Genomic DNA, 20,961 nt, shown 5'->3' on the forward strand with positions numbered 1-20,961 from the left:
TCGGCACCATGCCCGCCCTCCTACGCCAACTCTCCAGCCTCGGCGGCTGCACCCACCCGATCCGCCTCGACGGCCACCGCACCGAACACGCTCTCAACACCCGTACCGGCGAGATCGGCAACGTCCTCCACCACCTGGATTCCTCCAGCCTCCCGGCCGGTCACCTCCTGGTCCGCTGCAACAACCGCCGTACGACCCGCTGCGCGGCCTGCTCCGAGGTCTACCGCCGCGACACCTTCCAACTGATCACCTCCGGCCTGCGCGGCGGCAAAGGCGTCCCGGAACGCGTCGCCACCCACCCCCGCGTCTTCGCCACCTTCACCGCACCCGGCTTCGGCCCGGTCCACAACCGCTCCACCGGACCGACCGGTTCGGTCCGCCGCTGCCGCTGCGGCGCCTTCCATGACCAGGAGGACACCGCCCTCGGCACCGCACTCGACCCCGACACCTACGACTACGAAGCGGCCGTCCTCTGGAACGCGCACGCCGGTGCCCTCTGGCGGCGCTTCTCCATCTACCTGCGGCGGGAGGTCGCCAAGCGCGCCGGCCTCACTCAGCGCGCGTTCCGGCAGTACGCCCGGGTGTCCTTCGCCAAGGTCGCCGAGTACCAAAAGCGCGGCGCCGTCCACTTCCACGCGGTCATCCGCCTCGACGGCCCAACCGGCAACGACACCCCACCGCCCGCCTGGGCCACCGCCGAATTACTCACCGACGCCATCCAGGCCGCCGCCACCGCCGCCCGCGTAGACGGCCCCGTCATCGACGGCCGGGCACACATCTTCACCTTCGGCCGCCAGCTCGACGTACGCACCATCCGTTCGGCCGACTTCGACGGCGGCCAGGAGCTGACCGAACGGGCCGTGGCCGCGTACATCGCCAAGTACGCCACCAAGGGCGCCGAAACCGCGACCGGAGCCCTCGACCGCCCGCTGAAGTTCCTCGCCGAACTCGCCCAGCTCGACATCAGCGACCACGCCCGCCGCCTCATCCGAACCGCCTGGAACCTCGGCGCCCGCAAAGATCTGGAAGAACTCCGGCTCCGCGCCTGGGCCCACATGCTCGGCTTCCGCGGCCACTTCTCCACCAAGTCCCGCCGCTACTCCACCACCCTCGGCGCCCTCCGCAACGCCCGCGCCGGATGGCGCCGCGCCCAAGCCGCAGCAGAAACCGACACCGCCCCGGACACCACCCTCGTCCTCGCCCACTGGGTCTACGCCGGAACCGGCCTCACCAACGCCGAAACCTGGCTCGCCGAATCCCTCGCCCGCGACACCGCCCGCGAACACCGCGCCGCCCTTGACACCGAAGGAGGCGACTGGTCATGACCACCGCCACTGATGAACTCCTGACGGTCCCGGAAGTCATGGCCCGCCTTCGTCTCGGCCGCTCCACCGTCTACGACCTCATCCGCTCGCACCGCCTCGTCTCCATCACGGTCGGCCGCGCTCGTCGCATCCCCCTGTCGGCCCTCCGCGAGTTCATCGCTGACCAGATTGGGGAGGCTGCGTGATGGCACAGCAACGGAAGCGCAACCCCAACGGCGCTGGCACGATCACCAAGCGTAAGGACGGCCGCTATCAGGCCGCCGTGTACGTCCTCCAGCCGGACGGCACCCGTGCCCGAAAGTTCGCCTACGGCAAGACCTGGGCCGAGTGCGACACCAAGCGGCGCGAGCTGCTGGACAAGGTGGACAACGGCGTACCGGTGCCCACGCGGTCGGCCAAGCTCGCTGAGTGGCTGCCGTACTGGCTGGAGAACATCATCAAGCCACGTCGCAAGCGGACCACGTACGCGAAGTACGAGGTACACGTGCGCTTGTACCTGGTGCCCATGCTCGGTACGAAACGGCTCGAATCGCTGAGCGTCGGGGAGGTACGGCGTTTCCTGGGCCAGGTCGAGCGGAAGAAGTCGGCGGCGACCGCCAAGGAGTCCCACCGGGTCCTTCGTACCGCGCTGATGGCGGCTTGCCGGGAGGAGCTGATCACCCGGAACGTCGCCACATTGGTAGAGCCTCCGTCGCCGGAGTCCCGAGACCTCACCCCCTGGTCGTTGGAAGAGACCTTGGCGTTCCTGGCAGCCTCGCGGCGCGATCCGCTCTACGCGGCCTTCGTGCTCGCCATCGCGCTCGGCTTCCGCCGGGGTGAGATCGTCGGACTTCGCTGGGCGGACGTCGACCTGGACAAGCGCGAGATCCGCGTACGGAAGCAGCGGCAGCGGGTCCGTGGTGAGGTGTACGACGACGATCCGAAGGGGCGCCGTCGTCGGCAGACCTTGCCCCTGCCGGCCATGTGCGTCGCGCCCCTCCGGTGGCAGCGGATGAGGCAGGCCGCCATGCGGGAGCGCGCTGGGGAGAAGTGGGAGGAGACCGGCTACGTCTTTACCACTCGCACCGGCCGACCGATCGAGCCGCGCAACCTGTACCGCTCCTTCACTCGCGTCGCCAAGAATGCCGACCTCCGCGTGATCCGGCTGCACGACGCCCGGCACGGCTGCGCGACCCTGCTGACCGCCGCCGGGGTCGCTCCCCGGGTTGTGATGGAGATCCTTGGGCACAGCCAGATCGCGATCACGATGAACACGTACACGCACGTCGTGCAGGACACGCAGCGTGAGGCCGTGAGCCACATGGACCGGCTGCTCAAGAGGCGACCCGAAACCGGCTGACCAACGGTCGACCAACATCGACTGACCAGCGCCATTGATGTCAATCCCGGATGTCAAAGACCCCCCGTCATGATCGACGGGGGGCCTTCGCGCTGGTGGGCACAACAGGATTTGAACCTGTGACATCTGCTTTGTAAGAGCAGCGCTCTACCGCTGAGCTATGCGCCCTGGCTGGACCGACAGACTACCTTGCTTCCTGGGCTGCTTCACAAACCAGGGGCCTCAGCTCCGGCGGCGGGCCGGGGAACCAGCCCCCGAGATCGCGAACCAACCGGCCGCTGTATTCGTTCTCACTGGGTGGGAGAATGGCAGCCGGGCCTGGGGCGATGCGATCGGGAGAGGGATGTGACGGCGACACACACGCAGCCGCACGAGCAGCGAGCACGCCGTGCAGTACGCCGTCGCCCCCGCGGGGGCGCGTTCCGGGACACGATGGCTCTGCTCCTTCTGCCGCTTCCTTTGCTGGCCGCCGCGGCGCCGGCCGCGTTCGCCGGTGGCGGTACGCGGCGCTGGTTCGGGCGCGGGGAGAGCCAGCGGGCGGACGCGCAGGCCGCGAAGGATGCCGCGGCTGCGGCGTTCTACGAGCTGGACACGGCACAGCGCGACCTGCGGATCTCCATAGAGACGATCACGGCGGTCGACAGTTCGCCGGCGGCCGTACGGGCCGCGAAGGACTACGAGAACTTCGGGCGGCGGATCGACGAGGTCAGCCAGGGCTACATCAGCGCTGTCGACGCCCACGATCTCGACCGGGACGATCTCGACGCCGGTGCCGCCTCACGGGCCCGCGCCGACCTGACCCGGGCCAAGGAGGAGCTGGAGCGGGTCAAGGCCGACCTCGACCGGTTCGCGCAGGGGCTCGGCCCGCTGCTGCAGACCGCGGAAACGCAGTTGGCACGGCTCGCACCGGCGGTGGAACGGGCGCGGCAGGCCCTGCTCGCGGCGAGCAACGCGCTGGACGCCGTCCGGGCGCAGGACTTCAAGGCCGACGATCTGGCGGCCCGGCTGGCCGCCCTGTCGCCCGAGCTGACCAAGTTGAACCAGGGCGCCGGTCAGCACGGCGTGCAGGAGACGATCCGGCGCGCCGACGACGTACTGCGCCAGGCCGAGTCCGTACGGACCGAGGCGGAGCGGCTGCCCGAGAAGGCCGCGGAGATCGACAAGCGGCTGGTGTCGCTGCGGACCCGGGCGCAGGCCATCACGACGCGGGCGAGCAAGGTCGACCCCGTACTGAGCGAATTGCGGCGGCGGTACAGCGCTGCCTGCTGGCAGGACCTCCAGCATGTGCCGGACCAGGCCGCGGACGCCGTCGCGCAGGCCGAGAGCAAGGTGCGGGAGGCGCAGCGGGCGCGGGACGAGCAGCGATGGGCCGACGCCACGAGCCTGCTGGCGACCGTGCGGGCCCTGCTGAACACCACCGACGAGGCCGTCTCGGCGGCCGGCGACCGGCTGCGGCGGCTGGACGAGGTGTCCTTCGACCGCGAGAAGGAGGTCGATCGTACGCGCTTCGCCGTACGGGACGCGCAGCGTCTGGCGATGGCCGGACGCAGCACGCCCGACCCGCGGCACGCACGGCCGCTGGACGATGCGGTGGCACGTCTGGAGCGCGCGATCGCCGGTCTGGAGGGGCGGCACCCGGACTGGTGGCACTTCCTGACCGAGACGGAGGCGGTACGGCAGACCGCGTCCCGCGTCGTCCAGGATATCCGCGACGAACGGGGCGGCGGCGCAGCGGGCTGAGTCGGCTACGGTCCGGACGGTCGGCAGGAAACAGGGCGGCAGAAAGCTGGCCGACGTCGGCGCCTGCCGCCCCGGCCCTCCCGTCTCAGCTCTCCCACCCCAGCCCTCCGGCCTCCGGGGTCCGCGCCCAACCCTTCACACGCGGCTCACCGGCCCACCAGCAGGCAAGTACGCCGGCACGCCGACACGCCGGGCCCACCGGCACGCCAGCGCCCCACCCCATCGCTCCGGCGGATCCTCCCGTCCTCCCCTCCCACCCCCATGACCTGCCGCTATGGCGTTACGCCCGGTTCAGGCGGATGCTGGTGTCAGGCACGGCCCAGGCGGTTCATCGCGCTAAGGAGGCCGGAACATGGACGCTGGCCAGGCTCTGCACGGGCCCACCCGGACGCTGCGCGGCAAAGTGCGGCACACACGGCTCGACGAACATCTGCCCGTCGATCACCGGCTCAGCACGGTGTACCGCTTCGGCGCCGGTTTGATGGGGTTGGTTCTCGTCGCCTTCGGCATTCTCGGACTGATCGACAAGATCGGATTCTTCGACACGGGCGGCGACACCGTCGCGGGCCTGAACACCAACGGTGCGCTGAGCGTGCTGTCGATCATCGTGGGACTGGTCCTCTTCGGGGGCATGGTGATCGGCGGAAACCTCGCCTCCACGCTCAACATCGTGCTCGGAGTGGCCTTCCTGCTGAGCGGCTTCATCAACCTCGCCATCCTGGAGACCGGCTTCAACTACCTGGCCTTCCGCATCCAGAACGTCCTGTTCAGCTTCCTCGTCGGCCTGATGCTGCTGGTCTTCGGCATGTACGGACGGGTCTCCGGCGGCCTGCCGCACGACAACCCGTACTGGCGCGCCCGGCACCCGGAAGCGGCGCAGCGACAGCCCCGGCGCCCTGTCCCGCCCCCGCCCCGTACCGGCGCTCATGTGTCACCACGGCACGAGCCCCCTACAGGTGGCCGCCACCGCCGCCCGAAACACCGCAGACGCGCCGTATGACAAGGCCAGCCCGGGTGGCACCACCGAATCTCCGGCCTCCCCTCCCTGGATCTCCTTCCCTCTCCCTCGCGCCCCGACCTCCCACCCACCCGCCCACCGATTGATAACCCCCGCCTCGCATGCCAGCCTCTGACCAGCCACGATCAGAGGAAAGGCGGCGGCCTGTGAAGATCAGCCGTGTCGAAACGTTCCTGGCTATCCCACGCTGGATGTTCGTCCGCGTGGAGACCGACGACGGCCTCGTCGGCTGGGGTGAGCCGGTGGTCGAGGGCCGCGCGGAACCGGTACGCGCCGCTGTCGAGGTCCTGTCCGAGTACCTCCTCGGTCAAGATCCGTCGCGTATCGAGGACCACTGGCAGGTCATGACGAAGGGCGGCTTCTACCGCGGCGGCCCGGTACTCTCCTCCGCGGTCGCCGGGCTGGACCAGGCCCTGTGGGACATCAAGGGCAAGCAGTACGGCGTGCCCGTCCACCAACTCCTCGGCGGCCCCGTACGGGACCGCGTCCGCGCATACGCCTGGGTCGGAGGCGACGAACCGCACGAGATCCGGGACGCACTGACCGCCCAGGTCGAGGCGGGCTTCACCGCCGTCAAGATGAACGGCTGCGGACGGATGTCGCCGGTCGCCACCCGCGCGGAAGTACGCGCCTGCCTGCGTCGGGCCGAGACCGCCCGTGACGTGCTGGGCGATGAACGGGACTTCGGCCTGGACTTCCACGGCCGGGTCTCCCCCGCCAACGCGCGCCGCCTCCTTCCTCTGCTGGCCGAGCACGCACCGATGTTCGTCGAGGAACCCGTGCTCTGCGACTACCCGCACGCACTTCCCGACCTGGTCAACGCCTCCAACATCCCGCTCGCCCTGGGCGAGCGGCTCTTCACCCGCCAGGAGTTCCTCGCTCCTCTCCAAGCCGGTGTCGCCATCCTCCAGCCGGACATCTCGCACGCGGGCGGCATCTCCGAACTGCGCCGGATCGCCGCCCTCGCGGAGACGTACGGAGCCCAGCTCGCCCCGCACTGCCCCCTCGGCCCGGTCGCCCTCGCCGCCAGCCTTCAGGTCGCCTTCACCACCCCCAACTTCCTCATCCAGGAACAATCCATCGGCATCCACTACCACCAGGACGCCGAACTGCTCGACTACGTGGCCGACCCGGAACCCTTCCGTTTCCACGACGGTTTTCTCCTGCGCACCGACCGCCCAGGGCTGGGCGTGGCGGTCGACGAGCCCGCCGTACGAGCCGCCGACCGGCAGGGGCACGCCTGGCGCAACCCGGTCTGGCGTCACGCGGACGGTTCGTTCGCCGAGTGGTGACCGACAACCACGCCCCCGACCAACAAGCCGCACGAGGACACATCAGCGACACATCAACGACTCATCAGCGCACGCACCAGCACGCACACCACCGCGCGCGCCAGAGAGGCACAGGCCCACCGCTCGAACGGGCCGTGCCGACCGGCGCCTTCGCGATCGCCTCGCCCGTTGACTGGAAGAGCGCCCCCTCCCGGGCCGAACTGAGCTGTCTCGGCACACCTCGCGGCACCGCCGTACGTTGCCCCGGACCGCTACCTCCCCACGACCCGCCCCCTCTCCCCCACTCGCGAGCTAATCTGTCACCATGCCTCGTTACGAATACCGCTGCCGTTCCTGCGGCTCGACCTTCGAGCTGAGCCGCCCGATGGCCGAGTCCTCCGCCCCGGCCGCCTGCCCGGACGGGCACGAGGACACGGTCAAGCTGCTTTCCACGGTCGCCGTCGGCGGCGCGGCCGCCTCTCCTGCTCCGGCCCCCGGCGGCGGCTCAGGTGGTGGCTGCTGCGGAGGCGGGTGCTGCGGTTAACACCGGTCACCGGTAGTTCCAGAGGTACCGGCGGCACCGACAGCACACCGGTGCCGCCGATGGCTTCGGCTTGCCGATGGTCGCTCCGGGGCCCGGGTGCCTGCCTCGGCCTCAGCTCGGCTCCAGGGGTCCAGGCACCGCGGGCCTCGCGCTGAGCCCACCTCCCTGCGCCCAGGGCCCGGCGCCGGTTCGCCACATCCGCCCGGAGCCCGCACCCGCACCCGCACCCGGCGATCACAGTTTGCGTGCCACCGTCAGTCCGTCTGCCACAGTGAGTATCACCGCCTCTACCCGCTGGTCCGCCATGACGTGGTCGTTGAACTCCCGGATCGCCGCGGCTGCGCCTTTCACCTGCGGGTCGGTGACCGTGCCGCCGAAGAGGACGTTGTCCGCGGCGATCAACCCACCCGGCCGCAGGCGCGGCACCAACTCGTCCCAGTAGGGAATGTAGTTGCCCTTGTCCGCGTCCAGGTAGGCGAAGTCGATGTGCGGCTCGGCGGGCATCGCCCGCAGGGTGTCCAGTGCCGGTGCGATGCGCAGGTCGATCCGGTCCGCCACACCGGCTCTCTCCCACGCTTCACGGCCGTATGCCATCCATTCCTCGGACACGTCGCAGGAGATCAGCTCACCGTCCGGAGGCAGGGCCTGCGCCATCGCCAGGGTGGAGAAGCCGGTGAAGGTGCCGACCTCCACGATGCGGCGTGCACCGCACAGACGGGCCAGAGAGGCCAGCAGCGGGCCTTGCTCCTGTGCCGACTGCATCTGCGCCTCGTCGGGGAAACGCTGGTAGGTGGTCTCCACCAACTTCCGCTGAACGGCGTCCAGCGGCGGATTGTGCGCGAGGACGTAGTCGTACAGCTCCTCCGTGATCGCGGTGGATTTGCTCTTGGTCACCGGTCCTCCTCAGGCACCCAGATAGCGCAGAACGGCCAGAACGCGGCGAGAGTAGCCCGAAGTGCCCGCCAGACCGAGCTTGTCGAAGATCGCGTTGGTGTGCTTCTCCACCGCGCTCTGTGAAATGTGCAGCCTCCCGGCGATGGCAGCGTTGGTGTGGCCTTCGGCCATCTGGGCGAGCACCTCACGCTCACGAGCCGTGAGCGAGTTCAGCGGATCGGTGCGGCTGCTGCGGGAGAACAGGACGCGTACGACCTCCGAGTCGAAGGCCGCTTTGCCGGAGCCGACCCGCTCCAGCGCGTCTAAGAACTCGTCCACCTGTACGACTCTGTCCTTGAGCAGGTAGCCGACGCCTTCACTGTCCTCGGTCAGCAGTTCGGTGGCGTACCGCCGCTCGACGTACTGCGAGAGGACCAGCACACCGACATCCGGCCAACGCTCACGGATCTGCACCGCCGCCCGCAGTCCCTCGTCCGTGTGCGTAGGAGGCATCCGTACGTCCACGACCACCACATCGGGCCGCTGCTCCGCCGGCGCGCGCTCCAGCACGGTCATCAGTTCGGCGGCGTCCGCGACCGCGGCTGTCACCTCGTGGTCCTCTTCCGTCAGCAGGCGCACCAGGCCTTCCCTCAGCAGGGTCGAATCGTCGGCAAGTACTACGCGCACGGCAACTCCGCGGTGATCGTGGTCGGTCCGCCGATCGGGCTGTCCACCCGTAACCGGCCGTCCAGGGCGGCGACCCGGCGTGCCAACCCGACCAGCCCGCTTCCCGAGGCATTCGCACCGCCCCAGCCGTCGTCCTGGATCCGGACGGACAGCATGTTCTCGTCCCGGCCGACAATGACGGTTATCCCTTCCGCGCACGAGTGTTTCACCGCGTTGGTCACCGCCTCGGACACGACGAAGTAGGCGACGGTCGCCACGGCGGTCTCGGGCTCCTGGGTGAGACGACAGGTCAGCCGGACCGGGACCGCGGAACGCTCCGCGACGGTTTCCAGAGCGGCCTGCAAACCTGCTTCGTCCAACACCGTCGGATAGATGCGCCAGGCGACCTCGCGCAACTCGGTCAGGGCCTGGCGGCTTTCGGCGTGGGCTTGTCGGAGCAGTTCGACCGCATGGGCCTCGTCCTTGCTGCGCACCGCACGGCCGAGCAGCATTCCGAGGGCCACCAGTCTCTGTTGGACGCCGTCGTGCAGGTCGCGCTCGATGCGACGGCGTTCGTCGTTGACCGCGGCGACGACCCCGGCTCGGCTGGAGGCCAGTTCGGCGACCCGGCGTTTCAGATCTCTCTCGTGTGTGGGGCCGAGGAAGTGCCGCGCCAGCCGGGCTTCCAGGGCCGCCACCCCGAACACCGCCTGCAGACTGAGGAAGAGCAGGAACAGGGCGCCCACGCCGGTCTCCGCGACGTCGACCGGATGCTCGACATGGGTGAACGTCCATACCGTCGACGCCCAGAGGACTATGGTCGCCCCCGTGAGCGCGGCGAAGACCACACCCGCGCCGAGAAGTCCCAAGAGCCAGCGGACCGCGAGGTATTTGAGCGCACGCTCGTCGTCGTACCCGTAGGCGAAGTCGGCACCGCCGAACCGCAGACGGCGGCGCGCCGACTCGATGAGCCACCGGGCCACGGCCATCACCGGCGCGAGCACCTTGCGTCTCCCGCGCGGCCAGACGAAAACGCAGAGCAACGCGAGCCCCGAGAGCACGATGAACGGCAGCTCGACCGCCACCGTGCCCGCGCCGACCAACAATCCGACCGTGAGGCGCATCCCGCGCCGTGCCATCCCCCGCATGATCGAAACGCTAGTGGCTGCGACGACACCGCCGCACTGCGGAAAACCGCAGTGTTCCGTGCGGTTTTCCGCAATGTGCCGCCGCCCGCGGATTTCTAGCGTCGAAGCATGAACGAACACGCGGAAACCAGCTGGATCACCGGACTCATGGACACGCTCGGCGCACCAGGCGCCGGCCTGGCCATCGCCGCCGAGAATCTCTTCCCGCCCCTGCCCAGCGAGTTGATCCTGCCCCTGGCAGGCTTCGCGGCGGGCCAGGGCCGGATGACTCTGTTCTCCGCTCTGCTGTGGACGACGCTCGGGTCGGTACTCGGGGCCCTGGCTCTCTACGGCGTGGGCGCGCTGCTCGGCCGGGACCGGATGCTCGCGATCGCGGCCAAGCTGCCGCTGGTCAAGGTCTCCGACATCGAGAAGACGGAGCGCTGGTTCGAGCGGCACGGCAACAAGGCGGTCTTCTTCGGCCGGATGGTGCCGATCTTCCGCAGCCTGATATCGGTCCCGGCCGGTATCGAGCGGATGTCGTTACCGGCCTTTCTCGTCCTGACCACTCTCGGCAGTCTGATCTGGAATGCGATCTTCGTCCTCGCCGGCTACGCGCTCGGCGAGAACTGGGAGGAGGTGACCGGCTATGTGGACGCGTACTCGAAAGTGGTGCTGGTGGCCGCCGTGCTGGCGGTCCTGGCCTTCCTCGTCGTACGGCTCAGCAGGAGTGGACGGGGGCAGCGACGCCGCGGGTGAACGCCCGCAGGATCTCCTCGCCCGCCACGGCTCCGCGCGCGTCCAGCGCGGTGACGTGGGGAGCGTTCCACCCGGAGTCCGCCAGCTCCCCGTGGCCGGGACGCCACCCGCGGTCTGCGGCCAGCAGCAGGTCGGCGTCCAGCAACGAGTCGCCGGCGGCGAGAACCTGCGAGGCACCGGTCCGGCGGACGACTTCGGCGACGGCGGCGCTCTTGGTGAGCGGCTTCGGCACGGCGTAGACCTTCCGCCCCTGGAGCGAGACGGTCCAGCCGCGGGCGTCCGCCCACTCGGCGAGTTCCTTGACCCAGGTCTGCGGCAGCAGCGAGCGCTCGACGACGAGGTAGGCGAAGAGGCCCTCGGCCACGCGTTCCTTGAGCAACCAGGCTGGGTCGGCGGTCCGCAGCAGGTGCGTACGGACCTCGTCGAGCGATGCGCACTCCGCGCTCAGCCGGGCGGCGACGGTGCGCTGCCAGCTCGGGTCGGACTCTCCGTCGACGAGCAGGTGTCCGCCGTTCGCGCAGATGGCGAACGTCGGTGCGGGGCCAGGGAGATGGATACGCCCGTACTGCTCACGCGTGCGCGTGGTCGTGGGGACGAACGTGGTGGCGTCGGCGAGAGCGGCGAGCAGCTCCGCCGCCGTCTCCGTCATGTAGGAGAGCGGCCGGTGCTCGTAGACCTCGACGCAGAGGAGGCGGGGCGCCTCGGCGTCGGGCACGGCCAGGTCCAGTGCGGCGGCCGAATAGATGAGGGTGCGGTCCAGGTCGCTGGCGACGATCGTGCTCACGGCGCGGTCACCGCCTTGCCGTCCGCACCCGTCGCGCCCCGCGTGAAGCGGGGGTGGATCAGTCCGACACAGGTGTAGGGGAGTTCGTCGACCTCTTCGACGGGGACGCCCCGCTGTTCAGCCAGGAGACGCACATGATCGAGATCCGTTCCGGCGCCGCGCCGGGCAAGAATCTTCCAGGGGACGCGCCGGAGCAGTACCCGCGTGGTCTCACCGACACCCGGCTTGACGAGGTTGACGTCGTGGATACCGTACGCCTCGCTGATCCGCTCGACCGCGGCCCAGCCCGCCCAGGTGGGTGTCCGGTCGGCCGCGGCCAGTTCCTTCACGTCGACGGCGACCTGGTCGGCGACTTCGTCGAACCGCGCCGCGACGGTGTCGACGAGCACCCGCGAAAGGTCGGCCGGCGCGAGGTCACGGTAGAACTTGGCGCCGTGGAAGTCGTCGGGCCCGACGAGATCGTCGCGGAGTACGGTGCGCGAGATCAGACCGGAGACGGTCGAGTTGAGGCACGCCGAGGGGATGAGGAAGTCGTCGCGGGTGCCGTAGGTGTCCACGCAGCCGCCGGGATCGGCGAGGACCGCGATCCGCGGGTCGAAGCCGGGGAAGTCGCGAAGCGCCTGGGCCAGTTCCCGGGTGATGGCGCCCTTGCCCGTCCAGCCGTCGACGAAGACGATGTCCGCCGGATCGTGGTGGGCGGCGAGCCAGCGCAGTGCGGTGGTGTCGATGCCACGACCGCGCACGATCGAGACCGCGTAGTGCGGCAGGTCGAGCCCGTGAGCGTGCAGGGCCCAGCGGCGCATCAGAACGCCCACCGGGGTGCCGGCGCGAGCCAGCGAGACCAGTACCGGACGGGCGGAGCGCTCGGCGATCACCGTTTCGGTGACGGCACCGACCGCCCGCGCGATGCGGCCGGCAGAGGCCTCCAACGCACTGTGGAACAGCGCCTGGTACTGCTCGCTCGGCTGGTATTCGACGGGCAGCGACTCGGCATAGTGGGCGCCACCTGCCTGTATCGCTTCCTCGCGCTCCTCCGTCGGCGCTTCGAGGGTGATCGAGGACAGATCCTGGAGCAGCCAGCCGACCTCGTCGGGGGCGTAGGAGGAGAAGGCGGGGCCGCGCAGCGGCTCGGGGAGGGGCATCGGTCAGACCTGTCGTCGCGTGGCGTGGGACGTGTGCTTCGGGGTGGGCTCCGGCGTCTGCGGCAGCGTGCCCGCCGGTGTGTAAGAAGGGATGACGGCGAGGAGCAGCCGGTCGGTGTGCTCGGCGAGTCGGCCCAGGAGGCCGTCGGCGCCGTGGAGTTCCGGGGTGTCGCCGTGCGAGTCGGTGACGGCGACGACCGCGTCGAAGCGCCGCTGCGGGTCCGCGCCGGCCGCGACGTTGTACGCGTACCGCTCCCCCGGTCCGTCAGCCGGCCGGTCGTGGGCGGGGAAGGCCAACCGGGTACGTATGGCGTAGCCCGGGTCGTCCACGGCGAGGACCGGGGAGCGGGTGGTGGTCGAGAAGTACACCTCGGCCGATGTACAGGCGTCCAGGGCTCCGGCAAGGCGCAGCGGCGCGTACATCAGCTCTTCGTTGCCGAGGACCAGTACCCGGCGGGCGCCGGTGAGGCCATCGGCGATCCGGGTGGCCATGCCGGGCAGCGCCGTCTCCAGGCGGGACCGGTGGGCTGCGGTGAAGCCGTGGCGCCCGCCATCCGGAACGCCCTCCGGCCAGCCCAGGTCGATCCGCGCGGCTTGCACCGGGCCGCTCGGGGCCACGGGCGTGTCCGAGGCTGCGTCCCCGGCCTCACGGCTGCTCCCGCTCTCGTCACTTGCATTGCTGCCCTCCCCGGCGCCGGCCGCCGGGGCCCCCGAAGCCCGGCTCGCGGGCATCGGCACGGGCGTGGGCGTCGTGTGCTGATGGGCGGCTACGAGGGCTTGGCCGCGTTCGAGGACGTCGGCCGGGAGTTGTACGCCGCCGGCGGCCAGGGCGATGAGGTCGACCCGTGCCCCGAGGTCTGTGGCGAACTTCCGCAGCCGGCCGCGGTCCGTGTCCGAGCGCATGTCGACCAGGGCGACGACGACGTACCGCTCGCGGGGGAAGCGGGCGTGCAGCGCCTTGATGGTGTTCAGGACCGTGCGGCCGGTGGAGAACTCGTCGTCGACGAGGACCAGGGGGCCGTCGCCGGCCAGCAGCGCCGGTTCCTCCGGGAGCAGCAGGTGCGAGGTCGCGTGACTGTGTTCCTCCTCGAAGCCGCCCGCCTGCTCGACCCCCGCGACCGGCCGCCGTGTGGAGTGCAGATAGGGCGCGAGGGCCAGACCGTCGGCCACGCTGTGCCCGAGTCCCGTGGCGGTCTCGGCGTATCCCAGGACGACGGCGCGCGCCGCCTCGGTATCGCCGAGCAGTTCACGGACCTGGCGTCCGAGCCCGAGACCCGCGCCGTAGACCGTGTCCGGCCGCTGCGGTACGTGCTTGCCGAGCACGTTCGACACGAGCAGGTGCGCCCGCTTGGGATTGCGCCGCAACGCCAGCCCGAGCAGCCTGGGCAGCTCCGGCCCGCCGCTCAGCGAGACTCCGAGCCGCTGGGCGACCCACTCTCCCGTCCACACCACTGTGCCCGTCTCCTTCGTCTCTTCCGCCGTCGTCATCGTCCGTTGCTTCCTGGACGTCGTCGGCCCGGTGGGGCGGTGACCGCCAGGCTCGAACCGTTCGCCGTCTCAGGTGTGCGGAAGGCCGGCCGCCAGCAGTTCCACGAAGCCGACGCCCTCGCGGGCGACGCCGAACACCTCGGCGCGCAGCAGGGTCCGTTCGGCCCAGGCGCGATGCGGCTTGATCTCGTTCATCTTGTTCGTGTACGCGGAACGCAGCACGCCGCCGGCGCCCCGCTCGGGCCGCAGGATGTCCACGGCGTCGCTGAACTCCTCATGGCTGACGACCGAGAGGGCGTGCACCGGGGCCACGTGCGAGGGGTGGATGCAGGTCTTGCCCTGCAGGCCGTTCGCGCGGTCGAGTTCGATCTCGCGCAGCAGGCCGTCCATGTCATGTTCGATCAGAGCCGTCCGGAGTTCCTCCGCCCTGCCGAGGAAGGGGCTCTGCCGCAACTGCGGCTTGAACATCCGCTCGTGCAACCGGAAGTACTCCCACACCGGGCCGGTGACCGTGAAACCGGTGCCGTCCGCCCGGCCGAGGACGTTCACCACGTCGGCGATCACGGAGGCGACGATCTGCACGTCGTACGCGGTCATGTCGGGGGCCCGGCGCAGGCCGTAGGCCGAGCAGAAGTCGGTGACACCGAGACGCAGCGCCAGAATGCGGTCACGGTACTTGTCCACCGTGCGCGCGATGCCCCGCAGTGTCTCGCCGCGGCTCTCCAGGTGGAGGAGGTCGGGCGATTCGAGCACCGGCATCGCGAACAGCCGCCGCCCGCACTCCCCCTCCGCGCCGGTCAGCGCCTCCAGGAACGGGACGCCTCGCTCCTCGGTGAACTTGGGCAGCACGAATCCGGACAACAGTCGCACGTCACGACCCAGTCGGCGCACCAGGTCGGGAATCTGCGCAACCGCGCGCACCCGGATGAACAGCAGCGGGAGGACCGTACCGTTTTCGGCCTCCTCGCCGAGGGCCGTGAACTGCCGTACGAGGTTCTCCTCACCGGCGGTCACGTCCGCGTCGCTGATGGAGTCCTCCAGGCACAGCACCATGGACACCACTCCACGTCCGGCCTGTTTGACGATGTCCTCGGCGAGCCGTGGACGGGTGGCCGGGCTGTAGAGCGTCGCGCCGAGGGCGACCGAGAGCATGCCGGGCGGGGAGTCGGCGGTGAACTCGGCCGGCTCCTGGTGGAACAAAGCGTTCCGGATATCGGGCGCAAGATGCCCAAAGTGACGCATAGAACTCCCCGTGAGCAGGCGGGGCCGGGGCCACCCCGCGGCGACTCGCTGTCTGGATCCGGCCGGTAATCGTACGTGCGGCCGTGAGGAGAAAGTTCCCGCCCATGTGAAAAGCACGTAACCCGCACACGACGGCCAGGTGTCGCGGGCACCGGGCGGGCCACGCCGGGACGGCCCCCGCGTTGTCCCCCCGACCTCCGGGAAGGCAGGATTACGGACATGACGCACGCGATGCTGAAAGGGTCCAACGTACCCCTCGACACCACGGCGGTCCGGGCCGTCCTGCGCTGGGCCCCCGGCGCGGGAGTGCCCGATGTCGATGCCTCGGCCCTGCTCCTCGGTGCCGACGGACGCGTGCGTTCCGATGCGGACTTCGTCTTCTACAACCAGCCACGGCACCCCAGCGGCCAGGTGCGGCACCTGCCGAAGACGCAGCTGGCCGACGGAGTGGCGGACACCATCGAGGCGGACCTGTCCGGACTTGAGGCGTCGGTGGACCGTGTCATGCTCACCGCATCGGCGGACGGCGGAACCTTCGCGCACGTACGGGATCTACGCGTCCTGCTGCACGACGCCTCCTCGTCGGACGACGAGCCGGTCGCGGTCTTCGACGTAGTGCCGGAGACGGGCAAGGAGACGGCCCTGATCTGCGGCGAGTTGTACCGGCGCGGAGACCGGTGGAAATTCCGTGCGCTCGGGCAGGGTTACGAGAACGGGTTGATCGGCCTGGCCACCGAGTTCGGGATCTCGGTGGAGGAAGAGGACGAGTCCGCGGTGCAGGAAGCCGGTGCGACAGTCGGCCCGACAGCGGCCGCGTCGTCGGCCGCCACCGCACCCGCAGAGGGCTCCGGCACCGGAGCCGTCGGGGCCGGTGCCGGGTCCGGCGAGGCGGAGGGTCCGGTGTCCCCTGCGGACCCCGAGGCCGCGACACAGCACCTTCCCGACCCGAGCCCGAGCCCTGGCCAGAACCAGGCGCCAGCACCGGCGCCGACGCCCCCCGCCGCAGGCCAGGCACCGGCCCCGGACTCCGGTGTGCAGTCAGAACCGGACTCGTTTCCGCTGCCGCCGCCCACCGCTCCGCCCGCGACTGCCCCGCACGCGGCTGCGGCGTTCCCGCCTCAGCCGCAGCCCGCCGGCGGGGGTTACGGCTGTCCGCAGCACGCTCCGAACATCCCGCCGCCTCCGACTCAGCCCCCGGCTCAGCCCGCGTACGGATACCCCGGTCCGACGCCGCAACAGCCACAGCAGCCCCAGCCCTCGTACGGCTATCCGCAGCCTCCACATCAGCCTCAGCACCAGCCGTATCCGACGGGCCCCATGGCTCCGGCCGTCCCGGCGCCTCCGGCCTACGGTTACCCGCAGCAGCCGCCCGGCCCCGGCCCGGCTCCCGGGCCCGGGCTGGACCCGAACTTCGTCCTCCCGCCGCAGGGGCCGCAGTTCCAGCACCGCTGACGGGCGGGCGGCAGACCGTCACCGCTCACCCGTCACCGGCCGGCCGCTCACTCGTGGACGGCTACTCGTCACCGCTCAAGGGTTGTGGCGCCCGGCGGCAGCTTCGTTCGGGCCAGCCGTAACGGGGCCATGGCCGCCCCTTGCTCGGCGTGGAGTGAAGAATGAGTGGAGTGGAGGGTGAGCAGACCCCAGGCGCCTGCCCTCACACGGCCGACCCACAGCCGACCGTCCGCAGCCGGCCGTCCACAGCCGAACGACCAGCGGCCGGGCGGCCAGCGGACTGGGCCGCCGGATCGCCGGGCCAGCGGGCAGGGCCGCCGGGCACAGAGCAGCACAAGGCCGACCGGCCCCAGCCTCAACAGCCGCGAGTCCAGGCTCCCGCCCCGCCCTCCACACCAGCCGTAACGTTTCCCCACCCCGCCTCACCAGGCCCCACCCGTACCCCAGGGCCCACGCCCCAGGGTCCCCGGCCCCACCTCACACCTTCGACTTGTACCCTCGCCCCCACTGCAGGCCCCAGCCGTACAGGCGGTCCAGTTCGGACTGGAAGCCGTAGACGTACTTCACCTCGCGGCGGACGGTGAGTTCGCCCTTGTTGTTCTCCAGCATGAAGATGGCGCAGGAGCGGGCCTGTGGCGCGCGTTCGTCGAGGCCGATCTCCACGCGGGGGCCGCTGCTCGGGTAGAGCGTCACGACGGCGTGGGTGCGGTCGAAGGCCGGCGTTCCGTCGTAGATGTAGACGAAGATCAGCAGGCGCTTGATCTCGTCGCGGTGGTCGAGGTTGATGTAGAGCGTTTCGCCGGAGGGCGAGCCGAACCGGTCGTCGCCGCTGAGCTTCACGTACGGCGCGGCGTTGATGTCGCCCAGGAAGTTGCCGAGCGGCTGCACCACGCCCTTGGTGCCGTCCTTGAGCTCGTACAGGCAGGCCAGGTCCAGGTCGATCTTGACGACCGCCGGCCCCTGCGCCTGCACCACCTCCGGTTTGAACATCTTGCCCGGATTGCGCAGCAGGCTGCCGCCACGCTGCGAGCTGCGCATTCCGATGTCGGACGTGCGCATCTGCCAGGACAGGTTGACCCGCAGGTGCCCGGAGGCCGCGCCCTGCTTCGTCAGCGAGACGACCGGATTGCGTTTGGTCAGCTCGACCACGTACGACGCGCCACCGGCTTCGAACTTCGGCGCCCCGCCCCGACGCCAGTTGCCCAAGAACGACACCTTGCCCCACCCCATCGATCCGACCCGGAGGCCGCCCGCCCCGATGGCTCGGCGACCCGACTGCTGCGTGCGTCCCGGCTGTACCGGTCCATCCCGGCTGTGCCGGTTCTCCCCGGCCGTACCGGTTCATCCCGGCCATACCGGTTCCTCCCGGCTGTCCCGGCCGCCCCGCGGCCCGGTACGGCCGCGGGGCGGCCATGGAGTGAGCACTCCATGGCCGCCCCGCTGAGAGCGTTCCTCAATCAGGCCCTCGTCACACTCCGGAGGTGACTTCCGACTTTGCCGCGGAGTCTTCTCCCGTTTTGGCTTCCTTGCGGTTCTTGCGCACGGATGACCAGAAGGACGCGGCGATCAGAACGATTCCGACCAGGCCGGTGATGACCTCGTTGATCTCGTACTTGATCGTGGCGAGCAGGATGACGGCCAGCGCGCCGATGGCGTAGTGCGCGCCGTGCTCCAGGTAGACGTAGTCGTCCAGGGTCCCCCTGCGGACCAGGAAGACCGTCAGCGAACGGATGTACATCGCGCCGATGCCCAGACCCAGCGCCATCTCGAAGATGTCGTTGGTGATGGCGAAGGCGCCGATGACGCCGTCGAAGGAGAACGACGCGTCGATGACCTCCAGGTAGAGGAACAGGAAGAACGCGGCCTTGCCCGCGAGTCCCACGCCCGAGACGGAGCCGCGCTTGGACGCCTCGCCGTTCGGACCGGCTTCCTGGCCCGCCACCGCCGGCTTCGCCGCCGAGCCGTTCCCGGCGTCCTCGTCCTCGGCTTCCTGTGCCTCCTCGGCCTCCTCCAGCTTGTCTTCGAAGTAGCCGGAGACGCCACCCACGACCAGGTACGTCAGCAGGCCGGCGACGCCGGACAGGAGCACTGTCGCGCTCTTGTCACCTCCGCCGTGCGCGACGTCGGTGGCCACCGTCATGGCGCCGACGAGCAGGACGACCAGCGCGACGATGACGGACAGCATGTCCAGCTTGCCCATTTTGGCCAGCGGCCGTTCCAGCCAGCCCAGCCACTTGTGCTCGCGCTCCTCGAAGATGAAGTCGAGGAAGATCATGAGCAGGAACATGCCACCGAAGGCCGCGATGGCCGGGTGGGCCCCCGTGACCAGGTGCTCGTACTGCGCCTTGTCGTTGATCGCCAGATTGACGGCCTCGATCGGCCCGATCTTCGCGGTGACCGCGACGATGACGACCGGGAAGACCAGACGCATGCCGAAGACGGCGATGAGAATGCCGACGGTCAGAAAGATTTTCTGCCAGAAGGCGTTCATCTTGCGCAGGATTCCGGCGTTGATGACCGCGTTGTCGAACGAGACCGAAATCTCCAGGATCGACAGGATGCCGACGATCGCTAGCCCCTGCCACCCCCAGAGGACGCCGGCCAAAGCCAGGCCGGCCGCCGTGACGGCGAACGACCAGCCAAAGGTTCTCAGGAGCACTGCCTAACCCAATCCCTCGCTGTATGGGGTCCCCCGCGCGCAGTGCGCGGCGCTTTACGAAACGTTGACCCCGAAGTCTAGAGCGATGCCTCGCAACCCCGACGCGTACCCCTGGCCCACCGCGCGGAACTTCCATTCACCGCTGTACCGGTAGACCTCACCGAAGATCATTGCGGTTTCGCTGGAGGCGTCCTCGCTGAGGTCGTAGCGCGCCAGCTCGCTGCCGTCCGCCTGGTTGACCACCCGGATGAATGCGTTGCTGACCTGGCCGAAGCTCTGGCCGCGGACATCCGCCTCGTGGATCGAGACAGGAAAAACGATCTTGTCGACCTCTTCGGGGACCGTGCTGAGGTCCACGAGAATCGACTCGTCGTCCCCTTCACCCTCACCGGTGAGATTGTCGCCCGTGTGCTCGACCGAGCCGTCCGGACTCTTGAGATTGTTGTAGAAGACGAAGTACTCGTCGCCGAGCACCCGCCCCGACCTGCACAGCAGCGCGCTGGCATCCAGGTCGAACGGCGCTCCCGTGGTCGAGCGCGCGTCCCAGCCGAGACCGACCATGACCTGCGTGAGATTCGGAGCGGCCTTGGAGAGGGAGACGTTGCCTCCCTTTGCGAGCGTGACGCCCATGGTGTTCGCATCCTCCCCGGTGACGGTGGTGCCGCGGTTGCCCACGGCTTTCATACGGGTTCGTACCTGGCCCGTACGGCACGGACACGGCCCCGGATACGCCATCCTTACGGCTCTCACCTGGACTCCGTGCGGTGCGCGTCCGCCGCGCGCCGGGATCCGGGTACCGCACGGCCTGCGTACGGGCTTCAAGCGCGCCCGGCGTCGTACTCCCCGGACAGGGGGCACGACGCCGGGCGCGAAAGGGTGATGACTCGGGTCAGACGTTGACGCCGAAGTCCTGCGCGATGCCGCGCAGGCCCGAGGCGTACCCCTGGCCGATGGCCCGGAACTTCCACTCCGCGCCGTTGCGGTACAGCTCGCCGAAGACCATGGCGGTCTCGGTCGAGGCGTCCTCGCTCAGGTCGTAGCGCGCGAGCTCGTTGCCGTCGGCCTGGTTCACGACGCGGATGTAGGCGTTGCGGACCTGGCCGAAGCTCTGCTGGCGGTTCTCGGCGTCGTAGATGGACACCGGGAACACGATCTTGGCGACGTCGGCGGGCACGCCGGCGAGGTTCACCTTGATGGCCTCGTCGTCGCCCTCGCCCTCACCGGTGGTGTTGTCGCCGGTGTGCTCGACCGAGCCGTCCGGGCTCTTCAGGTTGTTGAAGAACACGAAGTTCTGGTCGTTGGCGACCTTGCCCTGGTCGTTGGTCAGCAGCGCGCTGGCGTCCAGGTCGAAGTCCGTACCGGTGGTGGTACGGGCGTCCCAGCCGAGACCGACGAGCACCGCGGTCAGATTGGGGGCTTCCTTCGTCAGCGAGACGTTTCCGCCCTTGCTGAGGCTGACTCCCACGAGTCCTCCCTGGGTTCGAGGGGTACGAATTGCTTTGCGCCCCCATCGTGCATGGCATCAGATCAAC

18 protein-coding genes, 1 tRNA gene and 1 pseudogene are annotated in these 20,961 nt (G+C 69.7%); 9 read left to right on the plus strand and 11 right to left on the minus strand.

Annotated elements, in window-relative coordinates:
• Nucleotides 1-8: 8 nt before the first annotated feature.
• Genes AB0A97_RS03205 through AB0A97_RS03215 form a run of 3 tightly spaced genes read left to right on the plus strand, consistent with a single transcriptional unit; the run spans nt 9 to nt 2,664 of the window.
• The gene (locus AB0A97_RS03205; protein WP_361143703.1) at nt 9-1,325 is read left to right on the plus strand and encodes a replication initiator; all 1,317 of its coding nucleotides are present in this window, start codon (nt 9-11) and stop codon (nt 1,323-1,325) included.
• Nucleotides 1,322-1,510 (plus strand): helix-turn-helix domain-containing protein, encoded by a 189-nt coding sequence (locus tag AB0A97_RS03210; protein ID WP_361143706.1) that lies wholly within the window; start codon nt 1,322-1,324, stop codon nt 1,508-1,510. The genes AB0A97_RS03205 and AB0A97_RS03210 overlap by 4 nt, the downstream gene beginning before the upstream one ends.
• Nucleotides 1,510-2,664: a site-specific integrase gene (locus tag AB0A97_RS03215; protein WP_361143709.1), complete on the plus strand. Its 1,155-nt coding sequence runs from the start codon at nt 1,510-1,512 to the stop codon at nt 2,662-2,664. Before AB0A97_RS03210 ends, AB0A97_RS03215 begins: the two co-directional genes overlap by 1 nt.
• Nucleotides 2,665-2,757: 93 nt before the next feature.
• On the opposite strand, the gene AB0A97_RS03220 is transcribed toward AB0A97_RS03215, so the two are convergent.
• A tRNA-Val gene (locus AB0A97_RS03220) sits at nt 2,758-2,832 on the minus strand.
• A 177-nt stretch (nt 2,833-3,009) separates the two neighbouring features.
• Between AB0A97_RS03220 and AB0A97_RS03225 the strand changes: the two genes are divergently transcribed.
• The 4 genes from AB0A97_RS03225 (at nt 3,010) to AB0A97_RS03240 (ending at nt 7,237) form a co-directional block, all read left to right on the plus strand.
• Nucleotides 3,010-4,404 (plus strand): hypothetical protein, encoded by a 1,395-nt coding sequence (locus AB0A97_RS03225; RefSeq protein WP_361143712.1) that lies wholly within the window; start codon nt 3,010-3,012, stop codon nt 4,402-4,404.
• A 352-nt stretch (nt 4,405-4,756) separates the two neighbouring features.
• Complete coding sequence (locus tag AB0A97_RS03230) at nt 4,757-5,404, plus strand: DUF4383 domain-containing protein (protein ID WP_361143715.1); 648 nt, start codon at nt 4,757-4,759, stop codon at nt 5,402-5,404.
• A gap of 164 nt (nt 5,405-5,568) precedes the next feature.
• Entirely contained in the window at nt 5,569-6,714 is a 1,146-nt protein-coding gene (gene dgoD / locus AB0A97_RS03235; RefSeq protein WP_361143717.1) for a galactonate dehydratase, read from the plus strand.
• A 304-nt stretch (nt 6,715-7,018) separates the two neighbouring features.
• Complete coding sequence (locus AB0A97_RS03240; RefSeq protein ID WP_361143719.1) at nt 7,019-7,237, plus strand: zinc ribbon domain-containing protein; 219 nt, start codon at nt 7,019-7,021, stop codon at nt 7,235-7,237.
• Between the two features lie 234 nt (nt 7,238-7,471).
• On the opposite strand, the gene AB0A97_RS03245 is transcribed toward AB0A97_RS03240, so the two are convergent.
• From AB0A97_RS03245 to AB0A97_RS03255, 3 genes are read right to left on the minus strand one after another with little or no spacing between them, the layout of a single operon-like run.
• Entirely contained in the window at nt 7,472-8,131 is a 660-nt protein-coding gene (locus AB0A97_RS03245) for an O-methyltransferase (RefSeq protein WP_361143721.1), read from the minus strand.
• Nucleotides 8,132-8,140: 9 nt separating this feature from the next.
• A complete protein-coding gene (locus AB0A97_RS03250) occupies nt 8,141-8,797 on the minus strand; it encodes a response regulator transcription factor (RefSeq protein WP_361143724.1) in 657 nt (218 codons plus the stop codon).
• On the minus strand, nt 8,788-9,924 hold the full coding sequence (locus tag AB0A97_RS03255; RefSeq protein WP_361145215.1) for a histidine kinase: 1,137 nt from the start codon (nt 9,922-9,924) through the stop codon (nt 8,788-8,790). The genes AB0A97_RS03250 and AB0A97_RS03255 overlap by 10 nt, the downstream gene beginning before the upstream one ends.
• A gap of 108 nt (nt 9,925-10,032) precedes the next feature.
• Between AB0A97_RS03255 and AB0A97_RS03260 the strand changes: the two genes are divergently transcribed.
• Nucleotides 10,033-10,662, plus strand: a complete 630-nt coding sequence (locus AB0A97_RS03260; RefSeq protein ID WP_361143727.1) for a DedA family protein — start codon at nt 10,033-10,035, stop codon at nt 10,660-10,662.
• On the opposite strand, the gene AB0A97_RS03265 is transcribed toward AB0A97_RS03260, so the two are convergent.
• The 3 genes and pseudogenes from AB0A97_RS03265 to AB0A97_RS03275 all read right to left on the minus strand — a co-directional run bounded on the left by AB0A97_RS03265 (nt 10,625) and on the right by AB0A97_RS03275 (nt 15,318).
• Complete coding sequence (locus AB0A97_RS03265; protein ID WP_361143729.1) at nt 10,625-11,446, minus strand: HAD family hydrolase; 822 nt, start codon at nt 11,444-11,446, stop codon at nt 10,625-10,627. The two genes, AB0A97_RS03260 and AB0A97_RS03265, sit on opposite strands and share 38 nt — an antisense overlap.
• Nucleotides 11,443-14,076: pseudogene (locus AB0A97_RS03270) on the minus strand (phosphoribosyltransferase). Before AB0A97_RS03270 ends, AB0A97_RS03265 begins: the two are co-directional and overlap by 4 nt.
• 69 nt (nt 14,077-14,145) lie before the next feature.
• Nucleotides 14,146-15,318, minus strand: a complete 1,173-nt coding sequence (locus AB0A97_RS03275; RefSeq protein WP_361143732.1) for an HpcH/HpaI aldolase/citrate lyase family protein — start codon at nt 15,316-15,318, stop codon at nt 14,146-14,148.
• A 219-nt stretch (nt 15,319-15,537) separates the two neighbouring features.
• On the opposite strand from AB0A97_RS03275, the gene AB0A97_RS03280 reads away from it, so the two are divergent.
• Entirely contained in the window at nt 15,538-16,770 is a 1,233-nt protein-coding gene (locus AB0A97_RS03280; protein ID WP_361143734.1) for a TerD family protein, read from the plus strand.
• A 477-nt stretch (nt 16,771-17,247) separates the two neighbouring features.
• On the opposite strand, the gene AB0A97_RS03285 is transcribed toward AB0A97_RS03280, so the two are convergent.
• The 4 genes from AB0A97_RS03285 to AB0A97_RS03300 all read right to left on the minus strand — a co-directional run bounded on the left by AB0A97_RS03285 (nt 17,248) and on the right by AB0A97_RS03300 (nt 20,894).
• Entirely contained in the window at nt 17,248-17,985 is a 738-nt protein-coding gene (locus tag AB0A97_RS03285) for a Tellurium resistance (RefSeq protein WP_361143737.1), read from the minus strand.
• Nucleotides 17,986-18,238: 253 nt separating this feature from the next.
• Complete coding sequence (locus tag AB0A97_RS03290) at nt 18,239-19,429, minus strand: DUF475 domain-containing protein (protein WP_361143740.1); 1,191 nt, start codon at nt 19,427-19,429, stop codon at nt 18,239-18,241.
• 54 nt (nt 19,430-19,483) lie between these two features.
• Nucleotides 19,484-20,059, minus strand: coding sequence for a TerD family protein (locus AB0A97_RS03295; protein WP_030023140.1), 576 nt, complete (start codon nt 20,057-20,059; stop codon nt 19,484-19,486).
• A 259-nt stretch (nt 20,060-20,318) separates the two neighbouring features.
• Nucleotides 20,319-20,894, minus strand: a complete 576-nt coding sequence (locus AB0A97_RS03300) for a TerD family protein (RefSeq protein ID WP_030023139.1) — start codon at nt 20,892-20,894, stop codon at nt 20,319-20,321.
• Nucleotides 20,895-20,961 lie beyond the last annotated feature (67 nt).

Source organism: Streptomyces sp. NPDC045470, from assembly GCF_040646595.1.
In the GTDB taxonomy this organism is placed as follows: Bacteria; Actinomycetota; Actinomycetes; order Streptomycetales; family Streptomycetaceae; genus Streptomyces.